This window comes from Brevundimonas sp. FG128, from assembly GCF_057809775.1.
Genome location: NZ_JBMDKP010000005.1, coordinates 179,613 through 196,684 on the forward strand (window position 1 = coordinate 179,613; position 17,072 = coordinate 196,684).

Below are 17,072 nucleotides of genomic sequence, written 5' to 3' on the forward strand. Positions count from 1 at the left end.
CGACCCTTCTCCCCTTGGGGGAGAAGGTGGGCCCGAAGGGCTCGGATGAGGGGGCGCCGACCTCAAGATGAGAGATCAGGGATGACGACACAGCCCCCTCATCCGTCTCGCTCCGCGAGCCACCTTCTCCCCCGAGGGGAGAAGGGCTTCAGCCGCCGCACCGTCCTCGCCGCCCCGTTTGCCCTCTCCATGGGTGGCCTCGCCGCCTGCGACCGCTTCGCCTCGGCCGAACCGACGCCCCCGAACGTCCCCCCGCTGAAATCCATCGCCCCCGCCCCCTTTGGCACGGCGATCAAGGCGATGCAGATCGACGACTCCGACTGGGTCACGCTTGCCCGCGCCAACGTCTCCCAGCTCACGCCCGAGTGGGAGATGAAGATGGAATACATCCTGGCCAACGGCCTGGACCGCCCCAACTTCGACCGCACCGACCGCATCGCCGCCTTCGCCCAGGCCCAGGGCATGGCGATGCACGGCCACACCCTGATCTGGTATTCGCAAGGCAAGGAAGCGTTCGCCGGCCTGGACGACGCCGCCTTCGACCGCGCCTTCGACGGCTATATCGCCACGGTCGCCGGTCGCTATCGCGGCAAGGTCCGCAGCTGGGACGTGGTCAACGAGCCGATCCTGGACGACGGCTCGGCCATGCGCGACTGCCACTGGTCACAGCGCTACGGCCACGACGGCTATATCCTGCGCGCCTTCGAAAAGGCCCGGATCGCGGATCCCGAGGCCGTCCTGTTCCTGAACGAATACAATCAGGAAAGCGTGCCGGCCAAGGGTGCGCAGTTCCTCAAACTGGTCGAGCGCCTGCTGAAGGCCGGCTGCCCGCTGCAGGGGCTGGGCCTGCAATCCCACCTGTGGATCGACATCCCCGACGGCGTCATCGCCGCCTATATGCGCGAAGTCGCCCAGTTCGGCCTGCCCATCCATGTGTCCGAGCTGGACTGCACCCTGCGCACCGAGAACCGGCTGGATCTGCGCAGCCAAGCCGACCGCATCGCCGCACAAGGCGTCCGCGTCACCGAACTGGCCTCGGCCTTCGCCGCCCTGCCCAAGGCCCAGCAGTTCGCCTTCACCGCCTGGGGCTTGCGCGACACCGACAGCTGGTATCGCCAGGGCGACAAGGACGACGGCAAGGACAAGCCCCTGCCCTTCGACAGCTTCGGCCGCCCCAACCCGATGGCGGCGGCCCTGGCGGCGGGGTTCAAGACCCCCGCCTGAAGAAATCCGCCGGGCCTGCATCCATAACACCCGCTCGACGCCTCTCCCTGAAAGCGTCACCGTGACGCGCTCCAGGAGACCGCCCTTGCCCCAGTTTCTTCCCGCCCGTCGTCGTAGCGCGCTCCTGCTGGTCGCCTTCAGCGCGCTGGCGTTTGCGGTCGGCCCCGTCGCGGCCCAGGACGTCGCGCGCATGGATCAGGTCGTGCGCGCCTCCAGCGACGCCGACGCCTTTTCCGGCGCCGTCCTCGTCGCGCGCGATGGGCGTATCCTGCTGGATCAGGGCTACGGCCTGGCCAATCGGGAGTGGAACATTCCCAACGACGGCGACACCAAGTTCCGGCTCGGCTCGCTGACCAAACAGTTCACCGCCGTCGCGATCATGCTGCTGAACCAGCAGGGCAGGGTCGATCTGGATGCGCCGATCAAGACCTGGCTGCCCCAGGCGCCGGCCGCCTGGGACGCGGTGACGCCGCGCCATCTGCTCAGCCACACGGCCGGCATCCCCAACTTCACCGCCTTCCCCGCCTATGAGACGTTGAAGACCCGACCGGCGACGATGGCCGAACTGATCGCCCGGTTCAGCGACCGGCCGCTGGACTTCGCGCCCGGCGCGCGGTTCGCCTATTCCAACTCGGGCTATATCCTGCTCAGCGCCATCATCGAGGCGGTCAGCGGCCAGACCTACGCCGACTTCGTCATCGCCAACCTGTTCGCACCCCTGGGCATGAGCGACAGCGGCTATGACCGCCACGACGCCATCCTGCCCCGCCGCGCCTCCGGCTATGCGCCGGGCGCAACCGGCGTCGTCAACGCCGACTATGTGGACATGAGCATTCCGACCGGCGCCGGCGCCCTGTATTCGACCACCCACGACCTGCTGAAATGGGAAGAGGGCCTGTTCGGCGGCCGGGTGCTGAACCCCCAGTCCATGATTGCCCTGACCACCCCCGTCCGCAGCGACTACGCCATGGGTCTGCTGGTCACCCAGGCCGACGGCAAGAAGCTGGTCTGGCACAACGGCGCCATCGAGGGCTTCAACACCTATATGGCCTATGATCCGGGCGACCGAACCGCCGTCATCGTCCTGGGCAATCTGAACGGAGAGGCGCCGGACAAGCTGGGCGCCGCCCTGGTCACCCTGGCGCGCGGCGGGACCGTCACCCTGCCCAGCGAACGCCGCGCCGTCGCCCTCTCGCCCGACGTGCTGAAGGCTTATGAGGGCGTCTATAATCTGGCCCCGACCTTCGCCCTGACGATCTCGGTCGTGGAGGGCAACCTGATGGCCCAGGCCACCGGCCAGCCGGCCTTCGCCCTAACGGCCGAGGCCGAGGACGCCTTCTACCTGACCGCTGTCGACGCCCAGATCACCTTCACCCGCGACACAGCCGGCGCCGTCGAGGGTCTGGTCCTGCATCAGGGCGGCCGCGACATGCCCGCCAAGCGGCAGTGACCGGTCTTGAAATTTCGCCGTTTCAAGGCTAGGTTGAATGCCTGATCTGATGAGGTGAGAACTCCCTCCTCACACACTCCGTCTCACGACGGCGTAAAGTAGGCGAAAGCCGAAAGAGATGCGGGACCTTGGGAACCCGCCGTCGGATTGGAAAGAGGCCCCGTCACCGGCGGGGCCTTTTGCTTATGTCGGCAGCCAGTAGCCCTTGGCGACGCGCCCATCCAGATCGTGCTGCGACACCCGATAGGTGCTGGCGACGACATACCGCCCCTGCTCGTCCGGCTTCAGCTTTATCGCCACCAGCAGGATCGCTTTTGCGACGGCGATGCGGCGGACCATGACGAAGCCCTCGCGATCCTTCGGCCCCTGCCCCACCCAATCGGGCGCCTGGAGGATCTGGCCAATGTGTCGAATGCAGATCGGATAGTCGGCAGGATGGCGATCTTCCGCATGTTCCTGAGCCGATGCGGAGAAATGGACGGGACCGGGACGAAGCGACCAACCCATCGCATCGTTGACGAGGCTGACCGCCAATGGACCGCAATCGATCGGCTTGTATTTGGCCATCATCCCTTTCGGAGATCGAGATCAGCCTAACATGGCCCCGACAGATATTTCAGGTTGTGGTCGTCGCAGCGCCAGACGTCAACCGTCGCGATGCCGGCTCAATCGATGACCTCGACGCCGAAACGCAAAACGCCCGCCGTTGCCGGCGGGCGTTTCGAACTCAGCGGATCGAAGATCGATCAGGCGGCGACGGTGACGACGCTCTCGGACGGGTCGCGCAGGACGTAACCGCGGCCCCAGACGGTTTCGATGTAATGTTTGCCGTCGGCGGCGGTGGCCAGCTTCTTGCGCAGCTTGCAGATGAAGACGTCGATGATCTTCAGCTCGGGCTCGTCCATGCCGCCGTACAGGTGGTTCAGGAACATTTCCTTGGTCAGGGTCGTGCCCTTGCGGAGCGAGAGCAGCTCCAGCATCTGGTATTCCTTGCCCGTCAGGTGGACGCGGTGACCGTTCACCTCGACCGTCTTGGCGTCCAGGTTCACGGCGATCTCGCCGGTGTGGATGATCGCCTGGGCGTGACCCTTGGAGCGACGGACCACGGCGTGGGTGCGCGCGATCAGCACGTCCTTGTGGAAGGGCTTGGTCATATAGTCGTCGGCGCCGCCGCCGAAGGTCTTGACCTTGGTTTCGATCTCGTGGCTGCCCGACAGGATCATGACCGGGGTGTTGACCTTGCCCACGCGCAGCTGGCGCAGGACTTCCAGGCCGCTCATGTCCGGAAGGTTCAGGTCAAGCAGAATGAGGTCGTAGTCATAGATCTTGCCCAGATCGATGCCTTCCTCGCCCAGGTCCGTCGTATAGACGTTGAAGCCTTCCGACTTCAGCATCAGTTCGATGCTTTGGGCGGTTGCGTGATCGTCTTCAATCAACAGGACGCGCATACGTGCCCCTCCAGGCAAAAGCTTTGCGGTAACCACCCTGACGAACGTCCGGGTAACCTTGTTCGCAAGTTAAGACGTGAAAACCTTAAGAAGGGTTAACGCCATCCGATTGAGTCGAATCTAGGGTGATTTGCGAATCGCCGTCGAGGGGTTGGAGTCAACGATTCGAAATTTATTAACCATGTTCGCCGGCCCACGCCGTCAGACCCGGTGAGCGCGATGGCGGCGCCTTCCGCGCCAGCCCGCGCAACGTCCCTTTCACAACCTCAAGGCGGCTAAAGCGCCACGACCGCTTTTGACGTTGAATAGGACTATTTTCCTATCACTGGGATGGCGGCCCCCTATCATGCCGACATCGAGGTTGTGAGAGGAGGCGTTTCGTCATGGAGGATTACAGGGTGCCGGTCACTGACGAGGACCGGATCAAGGCCGGGCTGGCCATGCATCTGGTCGCGGCGCGCACGGGCGCGCGGCCGTGGGAGATGATCGGCGGCAAGCGGATGAACTCCCGCATCGCCCGGCCGCGCTGGCTGGCCATGTATCTGTCCCACGTCGCCTTCGGCTGGACGATGGAACGGGTCAGCCACGTCTTCTGCGTCAACCGCGCCAGCGTCGGCGCCGCCTGCCGCTGGGTCGAGGACGAACGCGAGAGCCGCTCGGTGGACGCGGTGCTGAACGAACTGGAGACCTGCATCCGGGGCCTGTACCAGCCGCCGCGCCTGGACCTGGCCCAATGAGCCGCACGGTGGAACGCGCGCGGGACCTGCTGACCCGGCCCGACGCCTGGCTGGCCGCAGACGGCGGGGTCTATGCGCTGAGACTGACCGCCGACCGGCGCAGCCGCATCAGCCTGACCCTGACGGAGCCCGAGTTCCGCGCCCTGATCGAGCGGCCCGGCCTGCGGCCCCGTCCCAAGGGCGGCTGGATGGCGCGGCCCGTCGGGACCGAGACCGCCTCGACGCCGCCCGGCCGACCCGGCCTCATCCCCGGCGAGCGTGAGATGATCCAGGCCGACGGCCGGATGGTGCGCCGAACGGCGAACCTGGGCGAAAGCCCCATCGCCTGGCTGGCGCGGCGCAAGGACGCCTCGGGCCGTCCCTGGCTGACCCCGGCCGAGACCGCCGCCGGCGAACGGCTGCGGCTGGAGGCCGAACAGTCGTTGCGCGGCCCGTCCCTGACCATGCGCTGGGACGCCCTGCCCCAGGGCGGATCGGGAACCGCCGCCCGGATGGAGCCGACCGACCGCGCCCTGTCGGCCTCGCGCCGTGTCGATGCGGCCCTGACCGCCGTCGGCCCGCGCCTGCGGCCCATGCTGACCCGCATCTGCATCCACGGCGACAGTATGAAGCTGGCGGAAACCGGCCTAGGTCTGCGCCGCCGCCAGGGCAAGACCCTGCTGAAACAGGCGCTTCAGGCGCTGGCGGACCACTACGGGATCGGGTGAAAGTGCACAGATTACACCCTGAAAAAATCTCAGCCGGCCGCCATCGCCGCCTCGCGGATGCGCCCGACCATGCTGTTCAGGCCGTTGGCGCGCTGACGCGTCAGGGCCGACGGCAGGCCCAGCCGGTCCAGGGCGGCGCGAGCGTCGAAGGCCAGGATCTCGGCCGGGGCGCGGCCGGAATACAGTTTCAGCAGCAGGGCGATATTGCCCTTGGACAGGGCGCTGTCGCTGTCGGCGGCGAACCACAGCCGCCCATCCGCAGGCGTCGTCGCCAGCCAGACCTGGGCCGCGCAGCCCGGCACCTTGTGGGCCTCGATCCGGTCGGCCTCGTCCAGCGGCGCCAGCCCCTTGCCCAGTTCGATCACATATTCGATCCGCTGCTCCCAATCGCCCAGCAGGTCGAAATCCTCGGCCAGTTCGGCCAGGGTCTGGCCAATCGTCTCGGTCGGAGGGGTGCGCGCGCTCATGGCCCGCCAGATAGGCCGCCGGGCCGTTAACGACAACCGGCCGTTTTGTCCCCCGATATTCATGGTGAACGCCGCTGTAGGAGTCGCCTGAAGGGGGAGCGGCCTCGCACCGACTCAAGGCGACGATTAGTCTGAACGCGTACAGAGATAACGGCCCCGCTTGAAAACCGACGCTTCCGCCAGACCAGAGGACGACCGCCCCGCCCGACCGGCGGACGACGGGTCGCGCGTCCTGTCGCCCGGGACGCCGCTGGTGGCCCTGTGGCATGCGATCTGGGCCGTGGCGGTCAGTCTGACGGCGCTGGCGGCCCAGATGCTGGACGGGCTGAAGGACGCGCCTCTGGCGGCCCTGCTGGTCATGGCCTTCCCCGGCATCCTCGGCGTGGTGCTGATGGTGCGCGACACCGCCGGCCTGCGGTTGGCGACCATGGGCGGCTGGCTGCTGGCCTCGACGGCGGCGGCGGGGCTGACGGGCGGGGCGACCGGCGCCCTGCCGGGGCTGATGCTCATGCCGCTGGCCGCCGGGATCGCCCTGGATCACGCCCGGATCGGCGAGGATCGGCTGACGCGGCTGGGCGCCTACGCCCTGGCCCTGCCGTTGATCTCGGGCCTGATCTCGACCTGGTTGAACGGGCCGGAGGCGCAGGGGCCGCTGCTGGCCGCCGTCTCGGGCCTCTTGGCCATGGGCGCGATCGTCGCCGCCATGCGCCTGACCTGGAGCGAGCGCCAACGCCGCCTGGCCGAGGCGGAAGACGAGGCCGCGCGCATCGCCGCCCTGCTGGAAGACCAGCCGGCCCTGACCCTGCTGCTCGATCCGTCCGGCCGCGCCGTCGCGACCTGGGGCAATCCGCCGCCCGCCCTGTCGGTGCTGGCGCTCAGCGAACAGGGGCTGATCTCGGCGGTCCATGCGCCCGACCGCCCCGCGGTGTCCGCAGCCTTGGCCCGGGCCCTGTCCGGCCAGCAGGCCGAGGTCCAGTTCACCCCGCGCATCGCCCTCGACAGGCGCGTGGTCATGATCCTGGGGCCGTTCCAGCACGATGCGGGCCACCCCCGCCTGATCGCCCAGGCCTTCGACGGCACGGCCCAGTTCGCCCGCGAACTCGGCCTTGAGACCGCCCGCGTCGAGGCCGAGGCCCAGTCCGCCGGCAAGACCCGCTTCCTGGCGAACATGAGCCACGAGCTGCGCACCCCCCTGAACGCCGTGATCGGTTTCGCCGACATTATGCGCCAAAAGCTATTCGGCCCCCTGCCCGACCGCTACGCCGGATACGCCGACGCCATCCACCAGGCGGGCGGACACCTGCTGGACCTGATCAACGACGTGCTGGACCTGTCCAAGATCGAGGCCGAACGCTACCAGCTGGTCATGGAGGCGTTCGACGCCCGCGACGCCGTGTCCGCCGCCGTCGCCCTGGTCCGGCTCCAGGCCGACGACAAGGGCGTGGACCTCGCCGCCGTCCTGCCGTCCGAGCCGGTGAAGGTACGCGCCGACGCCCGCGCCCTGAAGCAGATGGCGCTGAACCTGCTGTCCAATGCGGTCAAGTTCACCCCCGCCGGCGGCTCGGTCACCATCACCCTGGACGCCGACGGCCCGGACCTGGACCTCGCCGTATCCGACACCGGCGTCGGCATCGCGCCGCAAGACCTCAAACGCCTGGGCCGCCCCTTCGAACAGGCCGGCGGCGCGGATCAAAAGGCGCAAGGCACCGGCCTGGGCCTGTCCCTGGTCCGCTCCCTGACCGAACTGCACGGCGGCAGCATGACCATCGACAGCACCCTGGGCGAAGGCGCGGCGGTGATGATCCGGCTGCCGGTGATGGTGGTGGAGGAGGCGAGTGGGCTGGAGGAAGCGACAGACGATGCGAAGCCCGCGCCGGTGAATGTCTGAAAGCGACGCAGCGATCAGCTTCGAGTTGTAAACCTGCCTCGCCGCATATAACTCGACCAAACAGATCCTATTCACCGAGGTTGAGGCGCACCATGCAGACAAAGCTGAAACTCAGCACGCCTTCGGGGCTGAATGTGGCGCTGGTCGGCCTGTTGTGTTTGGGCTTGCCGTCCTTGAACGGATCAGGCGTGCGACTGTTGGGCTGGGGTCATTGGCCCGAGGCGGTCACCGTTGCCCTCGTCCTGGTTGGGCTCCTGATGAGTTTGCTGGGCCTCGTCATCACCCTGCGCGGTTGGAGGGCGGCAAAGCCGCGCCCGCTCGGCGATGTGGATCCGACACCTCCCCGCCGCTAAACCTGCCCCATCGCCAGGAACGCCCGGCCCGCCGCAAAATCCCCGGCCTCGAAGGTCGAGCGGGCGATGCTGCCGTCGCGGAACAGGAACTCCACGGTGAAGACCTCGCGCGGGTCCAGCGCCGACAGAGCGTCGGCGGCGTCGGCGGGGAACAGCCAGGCCTGACCGGCCGGGCGGCCTTCGGGCAGCAGCATTGTATCGGCGCCGGTCACGCCTGCGGCCCAGAAGGCGCGGCGCTGGGCGGCGGGCGGCAGTTCGTGCGCCAGCCACGGACGCGGCGCCACCGTGTGGTCGCGCATCACCACCCGCACCCCGGTCGGCCGCGACCGCCCGTGCCAGGACACCACGGCGGCCAGTTGGTCGGGCCGGTCCATGCCGCCCACCACCCCGAACCGCACCGGCGAGGCGCCCGTCGTGGTCGCCTGCATCAGCCGCCAGGTCGGGCGAGCGTAGGCGGCGCGGTCGGCGCTCCATCCCCTGCGGTCGCCGGGAAACTCCATCTTCGTCACGCGCGACCAGCCGGAAAAGGCGGTCTGGACCCGGCCGCTGACCGTCTTCAGATCGGCCGAACCGCACGGCGTCTCGCCCGCCCGAGCCCGCGCCCTCTGCGCCGTCTCGGCCAGCTGCCGGTCATTGGCGCCCGCGCGCAGGGCCGCGCCCCGCGCCTGATAGGCGGCGGCGGTCAGGGCGGCGGTCAGTTGCGGCTCGAACAGGCTGCAGCGGTCGTTGGCGGCCAGCACGAAGCTGCGCTCATAAAAGCGGTCCTGCGGCGCGGCGAAAGCCACGACGGGCGTCGCCGCGATCAGCACGGCGGACATCAAGGCTCTGGCGCGCCGGGGGGAAAGGCCTATCCTCATGCCGCCACCCTAGCCCGCCAGGGTTGGGGTTCCGTGTTCGAGCAGGGTTAGCGAATTGCTTCTTTCCAGCGACCTGTGGGTCAGCGCCCTGATCCGCCGCGCCCAGATCGAGGGCGCATACGCCACCGTGGTCAAGAAGGGCGACGAGCGCGCCGGCTCGGTCATCGTCAAGGCCTATGACACCTCCACCCGCACCGCCCGCCTCTACACCGAGGCCTTCGGAACCGACGGCGACCGCCTGTGGATCCAGCCGGTGACCAGTGACAGCGAAAGCGAACTGGACGCCTACATCGCCCGCCAACGCGGCTACGATCCCGACCTGTGGGTCGTCGAGATCGAGGACAAACAGGGCCGGCATTTCATCACGGAAAAGGTGCAGGGCTGAGCACCGGCCCAAACTGTCCGAAAATTCACGCGCCAATCGACAGTCGTCGCCCCAACATCCTGGCAGCGAGCTTCGGAGGGTGACATGGGACAACAACACAGGATCGGAGCGGCCCTGTTGGCGTCGTCGCTGCCCGCGACGTAATCGACGACTGGCCGCTGCGGATGACTCCCGAGGACCAGGCCGGCGGATTACCTTCAAGTCGCCCCTCGGCGGCCCATCGGCACGGTCGATATTTTGCGCCGCTAGCAGCGCCTCGGTGACGGACAGTCGTTGCTCTTTACGCGTCACGGCCACAACAGAGCGGCGCGCCTCTCGGACCTAACGAAGCCCAGAAGCACGGTAAGGGCCGTCGTGCGCGCCTTGTCAGGCAGCTGAGCATCGGTGATCTCGTCGGCGATCCAGAAAGACAGGCAACCGCGAAAGGCGATCGCCAGCTGTTCGGGCACACGCTCGACGGCCGCCTTGGCCAAGGCGGGATCGACGCCGTCGCCGTCGCCGAATGCAGCGGCCCACAAGGCGCGGGACTGAGCGCTGACTTCGCTCGGGCTGGCGCCGGGGAAGCCCAGCGACCGGATGATCGCCCGGTTGATCTGGGGCTCATCGAGCATGACGGCGACAGCGATCGAGACGGCGGCGAGCACACGGTCGATCGTATCGCCGGAAGGCGCAGTCGCTAAAAAGCGCTCGCTCATCAGATCGATGCGGCGCGCCGACAGCGCCTGCGCGATGGCCGCCTTGCTTCCGAAATGATTGAAAGGCGTGGCGAAGCTCACGCCCGCCTCGGCCGCCAGATCGCGCATTGAGAACGCGGCGTCGCCATCGGCCCGAAGCAGGCGTTCGGCCGCGTCAAGCACCCCCTCGCGCGTGATTGTTCGCTTCTGCTCTCGGAGGGACATCTCGACCATGTGGACCAAGGTGATCCAGACCGCTTCTTGCGTCAACAATCTATATCATGATATAACTTATTCATCCCATCCGACGATTTCGAGAACCGCCATGATCGCATCGACAAAGACGTTTCTGATCACCGGTGTCAGCTCCGGTCTGGGGCAGGCCTTCGCCACCGCCGCCTTGCAGGCCGGTCATGTGGTGATCGGCACTGTTCGAAACGCACAGGCCGCAGCGGCGCATGAGGCGCTGGCGCCGGGCCGGGCTCACGCGCTGGTGCTCGATCTCACCGATTTCGACGCCGTGGCCGCTCAAGTCCCTGACGCCGAGCGTCGGTTCGGCGCGGTCGATGTTCTCGTCAACAACGCCGGCTACGGCCAGGAAGGCGTGGTGGAGGAGTCGTCGATCGACGATCTGCGCCGCCAGTTCGACGCCAATGTCTTCGGCGCAGTGGCGATGATCAAAGCCGTGCTGCCCGGCATGCGCGAGCGTGGCTCCGGCCGCATCATCAACGTCACCTCAATGGGCGGCTTCATCACCATGCCCGGCATCGCCTACTATTGCGGAAGCAAGTTTGCGCTGGAGGGGATTTCCGAAGCCTTGGGCAAGGAGGTCAAGCCGCTCGGCATCCATGTGACCGCATTGGCGCCCGGGCAATTCCGCACCGACTGGGCCGGACGTTCGATGGACCGTGCGCCGCGCAGCATCCCCGCCTACGACGCCATCATGGACCCGATCCGCGCTGCGCGACAGGCCAAGAGCGGACACCAGCCGGGCGACCCAGCCAAGGCCGCCCAGGCGTTGCTGAAGCTCGTCGATTCCGACGCGCCGCCCACGCGGCTCTTCCTTGGCGAGGACGCGCTGGCTGTGGTCGAGCAGAAGCTGGACCAGATGCGATCAGAGATCGCCACTTGGGAGGCGCTCTCCAAGTCCACGAACTTCGACTAGACGCAAATTGCCAAGTTTGGGCGGCGCGACACCGGCCGCCCCTACCCCTGGCGCCCATCAAAAGCGGCCCGCGCCGTCTCGATGCGGTCGATGTTCTTCTCGGCCCAGGTCCAGACGCCGCAGAAGGCTTCGGCCAGGGTCAGCCCCAGGTCGGTCAGGCGGTATTCGACCTTGGGCGGGATGACCGGGTGGACGGTGCGGATCACCAGCCCGTCACGCTCCATCTGACGCAGGGTCTGGGTCAGCATCTTCTGGCTGATGCCGCCGACCAGGTCGCCGACGCGCGTGAAGCGCTGCTCCCCGTGTTCGGCCAGGACCTCCAGGATCAGCATCGTCCACTTATCCGCCACCCGGCCGATCACATCGTTGACCAGGGCCTCGACGCGAGGGTCGGCGTATTCGCCGGTCTCGGGATGCGAAATTCTTGCGGGCGGAACGGCCGTCATGTCCAAATCTTTCGCCTGGGTAAGTATGGCGGCTTTCGGTGCCTACTTTCCAATGGAGAGCGTCAGGCATACCTCGTCTGTCGCAACGACGCACCCCCGTCAGGAAAGACACCCATGAACATCACCGGCAACACCATCCTGATCACCGGCGGCGGCTCCGGCATCGGCCGCGCCCTGGCCGAGGCCCTGCACGCACGCGGAAACCAGGTCGTCATCACCGGCCGCCGCGAGAGCGCGCTGAAGGGGGTGGTCGAGGCCAATCCGGGCATGGCCTGGGCCGCGCTGGACGTCGCAGACCCGGCCGCGATCCGCGCCTTCGCCGCCCAGGTCGTGCGCGATCACCCCGCCCTGAACGTGGTGATCAACAACGCCGGCATCATGCAGGCCGAAGACCTGAAGGCCGAACCGTTCGACCTGGACGTGGTGGACGCGACCGTCACGACGAACCTGCTGGGCCCGATCCGCCTGACGGCGGCGCTTCTGCCGCATCTGCGGGCTCAGGTGGCGTCCACCGTGATCACCGTGACCTCGGGCCTGGCCTTCATCCCGCTGACGGCGACCCCGACCTACAACGCCACCAAGGCGGCGATCCATTCCTGGACCCAGTCGCTGCGGCATCAGCTGGCCGACACCCCGGTCGAGGTGCTGGAGCTGGCCCCGCCCGCCGTCGCCACCGACCTGATGCCGGGCCATGCCGAGAACCCCAACTCCATGCCGCTGGCCGACTTCACCGCCGAGGTGATCGGCCTGATCGAACGCGGCGACACCCCGCGCGGCGAGATTCTGGTCGAACGGGTCAAGCCGCTGCGCTTCGCGGAGGCGAATAGCTATGAGGCGGTGTTCGAGCGTCTGAACGGCGCGCACTGAACCATCACCCATCCTCGAACGCCGTCAGAATCGGGCAAGGACCGGTTCTGGCGGCGCCGCATCGCTGGGCCAGCGTCTGCAAGGACGTGCGCGCCTTTTGAAGCGGCGATCTCGGCGTCCAGGTCGGCGATCCGCGCTTGGGCCAGGTCTCTGGCCCGCTCGTGATCGTAACCGGCGTCCAGCGCCAACAGTTCGCCGATCTGCTCCAGGGTGAAGCCTGCGCTCTGGGCGGTGCGTATGAAGCGCAGGCGTCGCACGTGGCTCTTGTCGTAGCGACGAACCCCGCCAGCCCCGTCCGGCGTCGGCATCAGGCCGCGTCGTTGGTAGTAGCGCACCGTCTCGACGCCGACGCCCCCGGCGCGCGCCAGGCCGGCGATCGTCCAGTTTGCGACAGTCGTGATCATCCCTTGACTCCGTACCATGGTCCGCACCCCAGATAGGGTCGGTCGCGTTGTACGCAAAGCCGAAGGAGCGCCGTCATGGCCGCCAAAAAGACCGCCGTCCTCTATCGCATGGTGATGGAAAAACACGTCTGCCCCTGGGGACTTCGGGCGAAACATCTGCTGAAGAGTCAGGGCTATGTCGTCGACGACCGCTGGCTGACCGCGCGCGAGCAGACCGACGCCTTCAAGGCCGAACACGAGGTGAAGACCACGCCGCAGACCTTCATCGAAGGCAAAAGGATCGGCGGCTATGACGATCTGCGGCGCTTCCTGGGCAGGCCGGTCAAGGATCCGAACCGCAAGACCTATACGCCTGTGCTTGTCGTCTTCGCGGTCACGGCGCTGATGGCCGTCGCCGCCAGTTACGCCAGCGGGACGCTGCTGACGATGCGGACGTCCGAGTGGTTCATCGCTTTTTCCATGTGCGCCCTGGCGATGCTGAAGCTGCGGGATCTGGACGGGTTCGCCACCATGTTCTTGGGGTATGACCTGCTGGCGCGGCGCTGGGTCCCCTATGCGTACGTCTATCCGTTCGTGGAGCTGGGCGCGGGCGTGCTGATGGTCGCGGGCGTGCTGACGTGGCTATCTGCGCCGGCGGCCGCTTTCGCAGGGCTGATCGGCGGCTGGTCGGTGTTCAAGGCCGTCTATATCCAGAAGCGCGAGCTGAAGTGCGCTTGCGTCGGCGGCGACAGCAACGTGCCGCTGGGCTTTGTGTCCCTGACCGAGAACGTGATGATGGTCCTGATGGCGGTCTGGATGGGCTGGATGGCCTGGGCTTAAGCTCAGGTCAGATGGACGACGATCAATCGTCGTCCATCTTCAGGGCGGCGATAAACGCTTCCTGCGGGATTTCGACCTTGCCGAACTGGCGCATCTTCTTCTTGCCGGCCTTCTGCTTCTCCAGCAGCTTCTTCTTGCGGGTGGCGTCGCCGCCGTAGCATTTGGAGGTCACGTCCTTGCGGAGCGCCCGCACGGTTTCGCGAGCGATGATCTTGCCGCCGATGGCCGCCTGGATCGGGATGACGAACAGGTGGGGCGGGATCAGTTCCTTCATCTTCTCGACCATGCCCCGGCCGCGCGTCTCGGCGCGGGCGCGGTGGACCAGCATGGACAGGGCGTCCACCGGCTCGGCGTTGACGAGGATGTTCATCTTGACCAGGTCGCCGACCTTGTACTCGGTGATCTCGTAGTCGAACGAGGCGTAGCCCTTAGAAATCGACTTCAGCCGGTCGTAGAAGTCGAACACCACCTCGTTCAGCGGCAATTCGTACACCACCATGGCGCGGGCGCCGACGTAGGACAGTTCGATCTGCTGGCCGCGACGGTCCTGACACAGCTTGATCACGCTGCCGAGGTATTCGTCGGGCGTCAGTATGGTGGCCTTGATCCAGGGCTCGGAAATGGTCTCGATCTGCATCACGTCGGGCAGGTCGGCCGGATTGTGCAGGTCGATCTCGGAGCCGTCGCGCAGGCCGATCTTGTAGACCACCGACGGGGCGGTCGCGATCAGATCCAGGTTGAACTCGCGGCTCAACCGCTCTTGGATGATCTCCAGGTGCAGCAGGCCCAGGAAGCCGCAGCGGAAGCCGAAGCCAAGCGCGGCGCTGGATTCCATCTCATAGGTGAATGACGCATCATTCAGCCGCAGCTTGCCGATGGCGGCGCGCAGGTCCTCGAAATCGGCGGCGTCCACCGGGAACAGTCCGCAGAAGACCACCGACTGGACCTCCTTGAACCCCTTCAGCGGTTCGGCGGTGGGCTTCTTTTCATCCGTGATGGTGTCGCCGACGGCGGCGTGGGCGACTTCCTTGATCTGGGCGGTGATGAAGCCGACCTCGCCGGGGCCGAGCTGATCGACCGGCGTGTTCTTGGGCAGGAAGACGCCGACACGGTCGATCAGGTGGGTCGAGCCGTTGCGCATCATCTTGACCCGCATGCCGGTCTTCAGCACGCCGTCGAAGACGCGCACCAGCACGACGACGCCCAGATAGGGGTCGTACCAGGCGTCGACCAGCATGGCCTTCAGCGGCGCGTTCGGGTCGCCCTTGGGCGCCGGCAGTTTGGTGACGATGGCTTCCAGCACGTCCTCGATGCCGATGCCGGACTTGGCGCTGCACAGGACGGCTTCGGAGGCGTCGATGCCGATCACGTCCTCGATCTGGGCGCGGACCCGCTCGGGCTCGGCGGCCGGCAGATCGACCTTGTTCAGGACGGGGACGATCTCGTGATTGTTGTCGATGGCCTGATAGACGTTGGCCAGGGTCTGGGCCTCGACGCCTTGCGAGGCGTCCACCACCAGCAGCGAGCCCTCGCAGGCGGCCAGCGAGCGGCTGACCTCATAGGCGAAGTCCACGTGGCCGGGCGTGTCCATCAGGTTCAGGACATAGTCCTGGCCGTCCTTGGCCCGGTAGTTCAGGCGCACGGTCTGCGCCTTGATGGTGATGCCCCGTTCCTTCTCGATGTCCATGTTGTCGAGCACCTGCTCGGACATCTCGCGCGAGGTCAGGCCGCCGGTGTGCTGGATCAGTCGGTCGGACAGGGTGGACTTGCCGTGGTCGATGTGCGCGACCACGCTGAAGTTCCGGATGTTCGAGATAGGGGGAGTCGTCATCCGCGCGCCCCTATCACGCGTAGAGGGCGGGGGCCAGCCGCACGGCCGATCCCGCCGTGCCCGCGTCACATTAAGCCTTGGCAATAAACCGTTTCGGCGTTTGAGAACGGCTCGCGGACGCGGTATGCAGCAAGGCCTTCTTCCCCACCGGCGCAAGCCGGCGATCCGCTTCGCCTGCAACCGAGGATTTCCCCCGTGTCCAAGACGACCCGAACCGCTCTCAAACTCGGCGCCATGGCCCTGTCGGCCTTCCTGCTGGCGAGCTGCGGCGGACATGGCGAGGAAAAGACGGACGAAAAGGCCGCAGGCGGCTCGCGCCAGACCGTCAGCGCCGCGACCGTCGCCCAGACCAGCCTGAACCGCACCGTCACCGCCTCGGGCACCGTCTCGGCCTGGGAAGAGGTGCCGGTGGCGGCCGAGACGGGCGGCCTGACCGCCGTCGCCGTCTATATGGACGAAGGCTCCTACGTCCGTCAGGGCCAGGCCCTGGTCCAGATGAACGACGTCCTGCTGCGCGCCCAGTTGCAGCAGCAGCAGGCCCAGGTCCAGCTGGCCCAGGCCAATGTGGCGCGCGACGACGCGGCGCTTGATCGCGCCCAGCAGCTGAAGGAACGCGGCTTCCTCAGCCAGGCGTCGCTGGACACGGCCCTGGCCAACCAGCGCGCCTCCAACGCGAATCTGGCGGCGGCCCGCGCGACCCTGGCCCAGACCCAGACCCAGCTTTCGCAGGCGACCATCCGCGCGCCCGTCGGCGGCCTGATCATCAGCCGCAGCGTGACCAAGGGTCAGATCATCTCGGCCGGGACCGAACTGTTCCGCATGGTGCGCGACGGCCGGCTTGAGCTGGACGCCCAGGTGCCCGAGACCGAACTGGGCCTGATCCGCGCCGGCCAGTCGGCGACCGTGACCTCCAGCGAGGCGGGTCAGACCACCGGCTCGGTCCGTATCGTCACGCCCGAGGTGAACGCCACGACCCGCCTGGGCCTGGCGCGCATCTCCCTGGCGCCCGGCGCCCAACTTCGTCCCGGCATGTTCGCCCGCGCCGACATCGCCGTCGGCGACCAGCCCGCGACCACCGTGCCGACCGGCGCGGTGCTGTATCGCGAGAACAAGCCGGGCGTCTTCGTCTTGAACGGCGACAGCACGGTCCACTTCCAGCCCGTGACGGTCCTGTCGCGCACAGAGGCCCAGACTGCGGTCAGCGGCGTCGCCGTCGGCGTCCGCGTGGCGGTGGACGGGGCCGGCTTCCTGAACGAAGGCGACCGCGTCAACGTGGCCCAGGCTGTTGGCAATACGCAGGCCGCGCCTGCCGCCCAGCCTGCGGCCCCCGCGGCCAAGAAGTAGGACCGA

19 protein-coding genes are annotated in these 17,072 nt (G+C 67.3%); 11 read left to right on the top strand and 8 right to left on the bottom strand.

What is annotated here, in order from left to right; all coding sequences use genetic code 11:
• Positions 1 to 189 precede the first annotated feature (189 nt).
• Both ACODSC_RS14185 and ACODSC_RS14190 read left to right on the top strand, forming a co-directional pair.
• Positions 190 to 1,224 (top strand): endo-1,4-beta-xylanase, encoded by a 1,035-nt coding sequence (locus ACODSC_RS14185; protein ID WP_488814636.1) that lies wholly within the window; start codon positions 190 to 192, stop codon positions 1,222 to 1,224.
• Positions 1,225 to 1,309: 85 nt separating this feature from the next.
• Positions 1,310 to 2,674 carry a serine hydrolase gene (locus ACODSC_RS14190; protein WP_488814637.1) on the top strand — a complete coding sequence of 455 codons (1,365 nt, stop codon included), beginning with the start codon at positions 1,310 to 1,312 and terminating at the stop codon, positions 2,672 to 2,674.
• A 183-nt stretch (positions 2,675 to 2,857) separates the two neighbouring features.
• Here the strand turns inward: ACODSC_RS14190 and ACODSC_RS14195 are convergent, their stop codons facing one another.
• Positions 2,858 to 3,241 (bottom strand): PBECR3 domain-containing polyvalent protein, encoded by a 384-nt coding sequence (locus ACODSC_RS14195; RefSeq protein ID WP_488814638.1) that lies wholly within the window; start codon positions 3,239 to 3,241, stop codon positions 2,858 to 2,860.
• A gap of 179 nt (positions 3,242 to 3,420) precedes the next feature.
• Positions 3,421 to 4,122 carry a response regulator transcription factor CtrA gene (gene ctrA, locus ACODSC_RS14200; protein ID WP_488814639.1) on the bottom strand — a complete coding sequence of 234 codons (702 nt, stop codon included), beginning with the start codon at positions 4,120 to 4,122 and terminating at the stop codon, positions 3,421 to 3,423.
• A 383-nt stretch (positions 4,123 to 4,505) separates the two neighbouring features.
• Here ctrA and ACODSC_RS14205 point away from each other — a divergent pair, with 383 nt between their 5' ends.
• Positions 4,506 to 4,859: a chromosomal replication initiator DnaA gene (locus tag ACODSC_RS14205; protein ID WP_488814640.1), complete on the top strand. Its 354-nt coding sequence runs from the start codon at positions 4,506 to 4,508 to the stop codon at positions 4,857 to 4,859.
• Positions 4,856 to 5,566: a DUF6456 domain-containing protein gene (locus tag ACODSC_RS14210; RefSeq protein ID WP_488814641.1), complete on the top strand. Its 711-nt coding sequence runs from the start codon at positions 4,856 to 4,858 to the stop codon at positions 5,564 to 5,566. Before ACODSC_RS14205 ends, ACODSC_RS14210 begins: the two co-directional genes overlap by 4 nt.
• A 29-nt stretch (positions 5,567 to 5,595) precedes the next feature.
• On the opposite strand, the gene ACODSC_RS14215 is transcribed toward ACODSC_RS14210, so the two are convergent.
• Entirely contained in the window at positions 5,596 to 6,033 is a 438-nt protein-coding gene (locus tag ACODSC_RS14215) for a SufE family protein (RefSeq protein ID WP_488814642.1), read from the bottom strand.
• Between the two features lie 160 nt (positions 6,034 to 6,193).
• Here ACODSC_RS14215 and ACODSC_RS14220 point away from each other — a divergent pair, with 160 nt between their 5' ends.
• Together ACODSC_RS14220 and ACODSC_RS14225 are read left to right on the top strand one after the other, a co-directional pair.
• Positions 6,194 to 7,921, top strand: a complete 1,728-nt coding sequence (locus ACODSC_RS14220) for a sensor histidine kinase (RefSeq protein ID WP_488814643.1) — start codon at positions 6,194 to 6,196, stop codon at positions 7,919 to 7,921.
• A 92-nt stretch (positions 7,922 to 8,013) separates the two neighbouring features.
• Positions 8,014 to 8,274 (top strand): hypothetical protein, encoded by a 261-nt coding sequence (locus ACODSC_RS14225; protein WP_488814644.1) that lies wholly within the window; start codon positions 8,014 to 8,016, stop codon positions 8,272 to 8,274.
• Here ACODSC_RS14225 and ACODSC_RS14230 read toward each other — a convergent pair.
• Positions 8,271 to 9,092: a hypothetical protein gene (locus ACODSC_RS14230; protein ID WP_488814645.1), complete on the bottom strand. Its 822-nt coding sequence runs from the start codon at positions 9,090 to 9,092 to the stop codon at positions 8,271 to 8,273. The genes ACODSC_RS14225 and ACODSC_RS14230 overlap by 4 nt on opposite strands.
• 94 nt (positions 9,093 to 9,186) lie before the next feature.
• Between ACODSC_RS14230 and ACODSC_RS14235 the strand changes: the two genes are divergently transcribed.
• Positions 9,187 to 9,516, top strand: a complete 330-nt coding sequence (locus tag ACODSC_RS14235; RefSeq protein ID WP_488814646.1) for a DUF1491 family protein — start codon at positions 9,187 to 9,189, stop codon at positions 9,514 to 9,516.
• A gap of 287 nt (positions 9,517 to 9,803) precedes the next feature.
• Here the strand turns inward: ACODSC_RS14235 and ACODSC_RS14240 are convergent, their stop codons facing one another.
• Positions 9,804 to 10,424, bottom strand: a complete 621-nt coding sequence (locus ACODSC_RS14240; RefSeq protein ID WP_488814647.1) for a TetR/AcrR family transcriptional regulator — start codon at positions 10,422 to 10,424, stop codon at positions 9,804 to 9,806.
• Between the two features lie 91 nt (positions 10,425 to 10,515).
• Between ACODSC_RS14240 and ACODSC_RS14245 the strand changes: the two genes are divergently transcribed.
• Positions 10,516 to 11,355 carry an oxidoreductase gene (locus ACODSC_RS14245; protein ID WP_488814648.1) on the top strand — a complete coding sequence of 280 codons (840 nt, stop codon included), beginning with the start codon at positions 10,516 to 10,518 and terminating at the stop codon, positions 11,353 to 11,355.
• 41 nt (positions 11,356 to 11,396) lie between these two features.
• Here the strand turns inward: ACODSC_RS14245 and ACODSC_RS14250 are convergent, their stop codons facing one another.
• Positions 11,397 to 11,801, bottom strand: a complete 405-nt coding sequence (locus tag ACODSC_RS14250; protein WP_488814649.1) for a winged helix-turn-helix transcriptional regulator — start codon at positions 11,799 to 11,801, stop codon at positions 11,397 to 11,399.
• Between the two features lie 114 nt (positions 11,802 to 11,915).
• Here ACODSC_RS14250 and ACODSC_RS14255 point away from each other — a divergent pair, with 114 nt between their 5' ends.
• Entirely contained in the window at positions 11,916 to 12,668 is a 753-nt protein-coding gene (locus ACODSC_RS14255) for an SDR family oxidoreductase (protein ID WP_488814650.1), read from the top strand.
• On the opposite strand, the gene ACODSC_RS14260 is transcribed toward ACODSC_RS14255, so the two are convergent.
• Entirely contained in the window at positions 12,629 to 13,072 is a 444-nt protein-coding gene (locus tag ACODSC_RS14260) for a MerR family transcriptional regulator (protein ID WP_488814651.1), read from the bottom strand. The genes ACODSC_RS14255 and ACODSC_RS14260 overlap by 40 nt on opposite strands.
• Before the next feature lie 75 nt (positions 13,073 to 13,147).
• Here ACODSC_RS14260 and ACODSC_RS14265 point away from each other — a divergent pair, with 75 nt between their 5' ends.
• A complete protein-coding gene (locus ACODSC_RS14265) occupies positions 13,148 to 13,891 on the top strand; it encodes a MauE/DoxX family redox-associated membrane protein (protein ID WP_488814652.1) in 744 nt (247 codons plus the stop codon).
• A gap of 22 nt (positions 13,892 to 13,913) precedes the next feature.
• Here ACODSC_RS14265 and lepA read toward each other — a convergent pair whose 3' ends face one another.
• Positions 13,914 to 15,722 (bottom strand): translation elongation factor 4, encoded by a 1,809-nt coding sequence (lepA, locus tag ACODSC_RS14270; protein WP_488814653.1) that lies wholly within the window; start codon positions 15,720 to 15,722, stop codon positions 13,914 to 13,916.
• Positions 15,723 to 15,917: 195 nt separating this feature from the next.
• Here lepA and ACODSC_RS14275 point away from each other — a divergent pair, with 195 nt between their 5' ends.
• Complete coding sequence (locus ACODSC_RS14275; RefSeq protein ID WP_488814654.1) at positions 15,918 to 17,066, top strand: efflux RND transporter periplasmic adaptor subunit; 1,149 nt, start codon at positions 15,918 to 15,920, stop codon at positions 17,064 to 17,066.
• Positions 17,067 to 17,072: the final 6 nt, after the last annotated feature.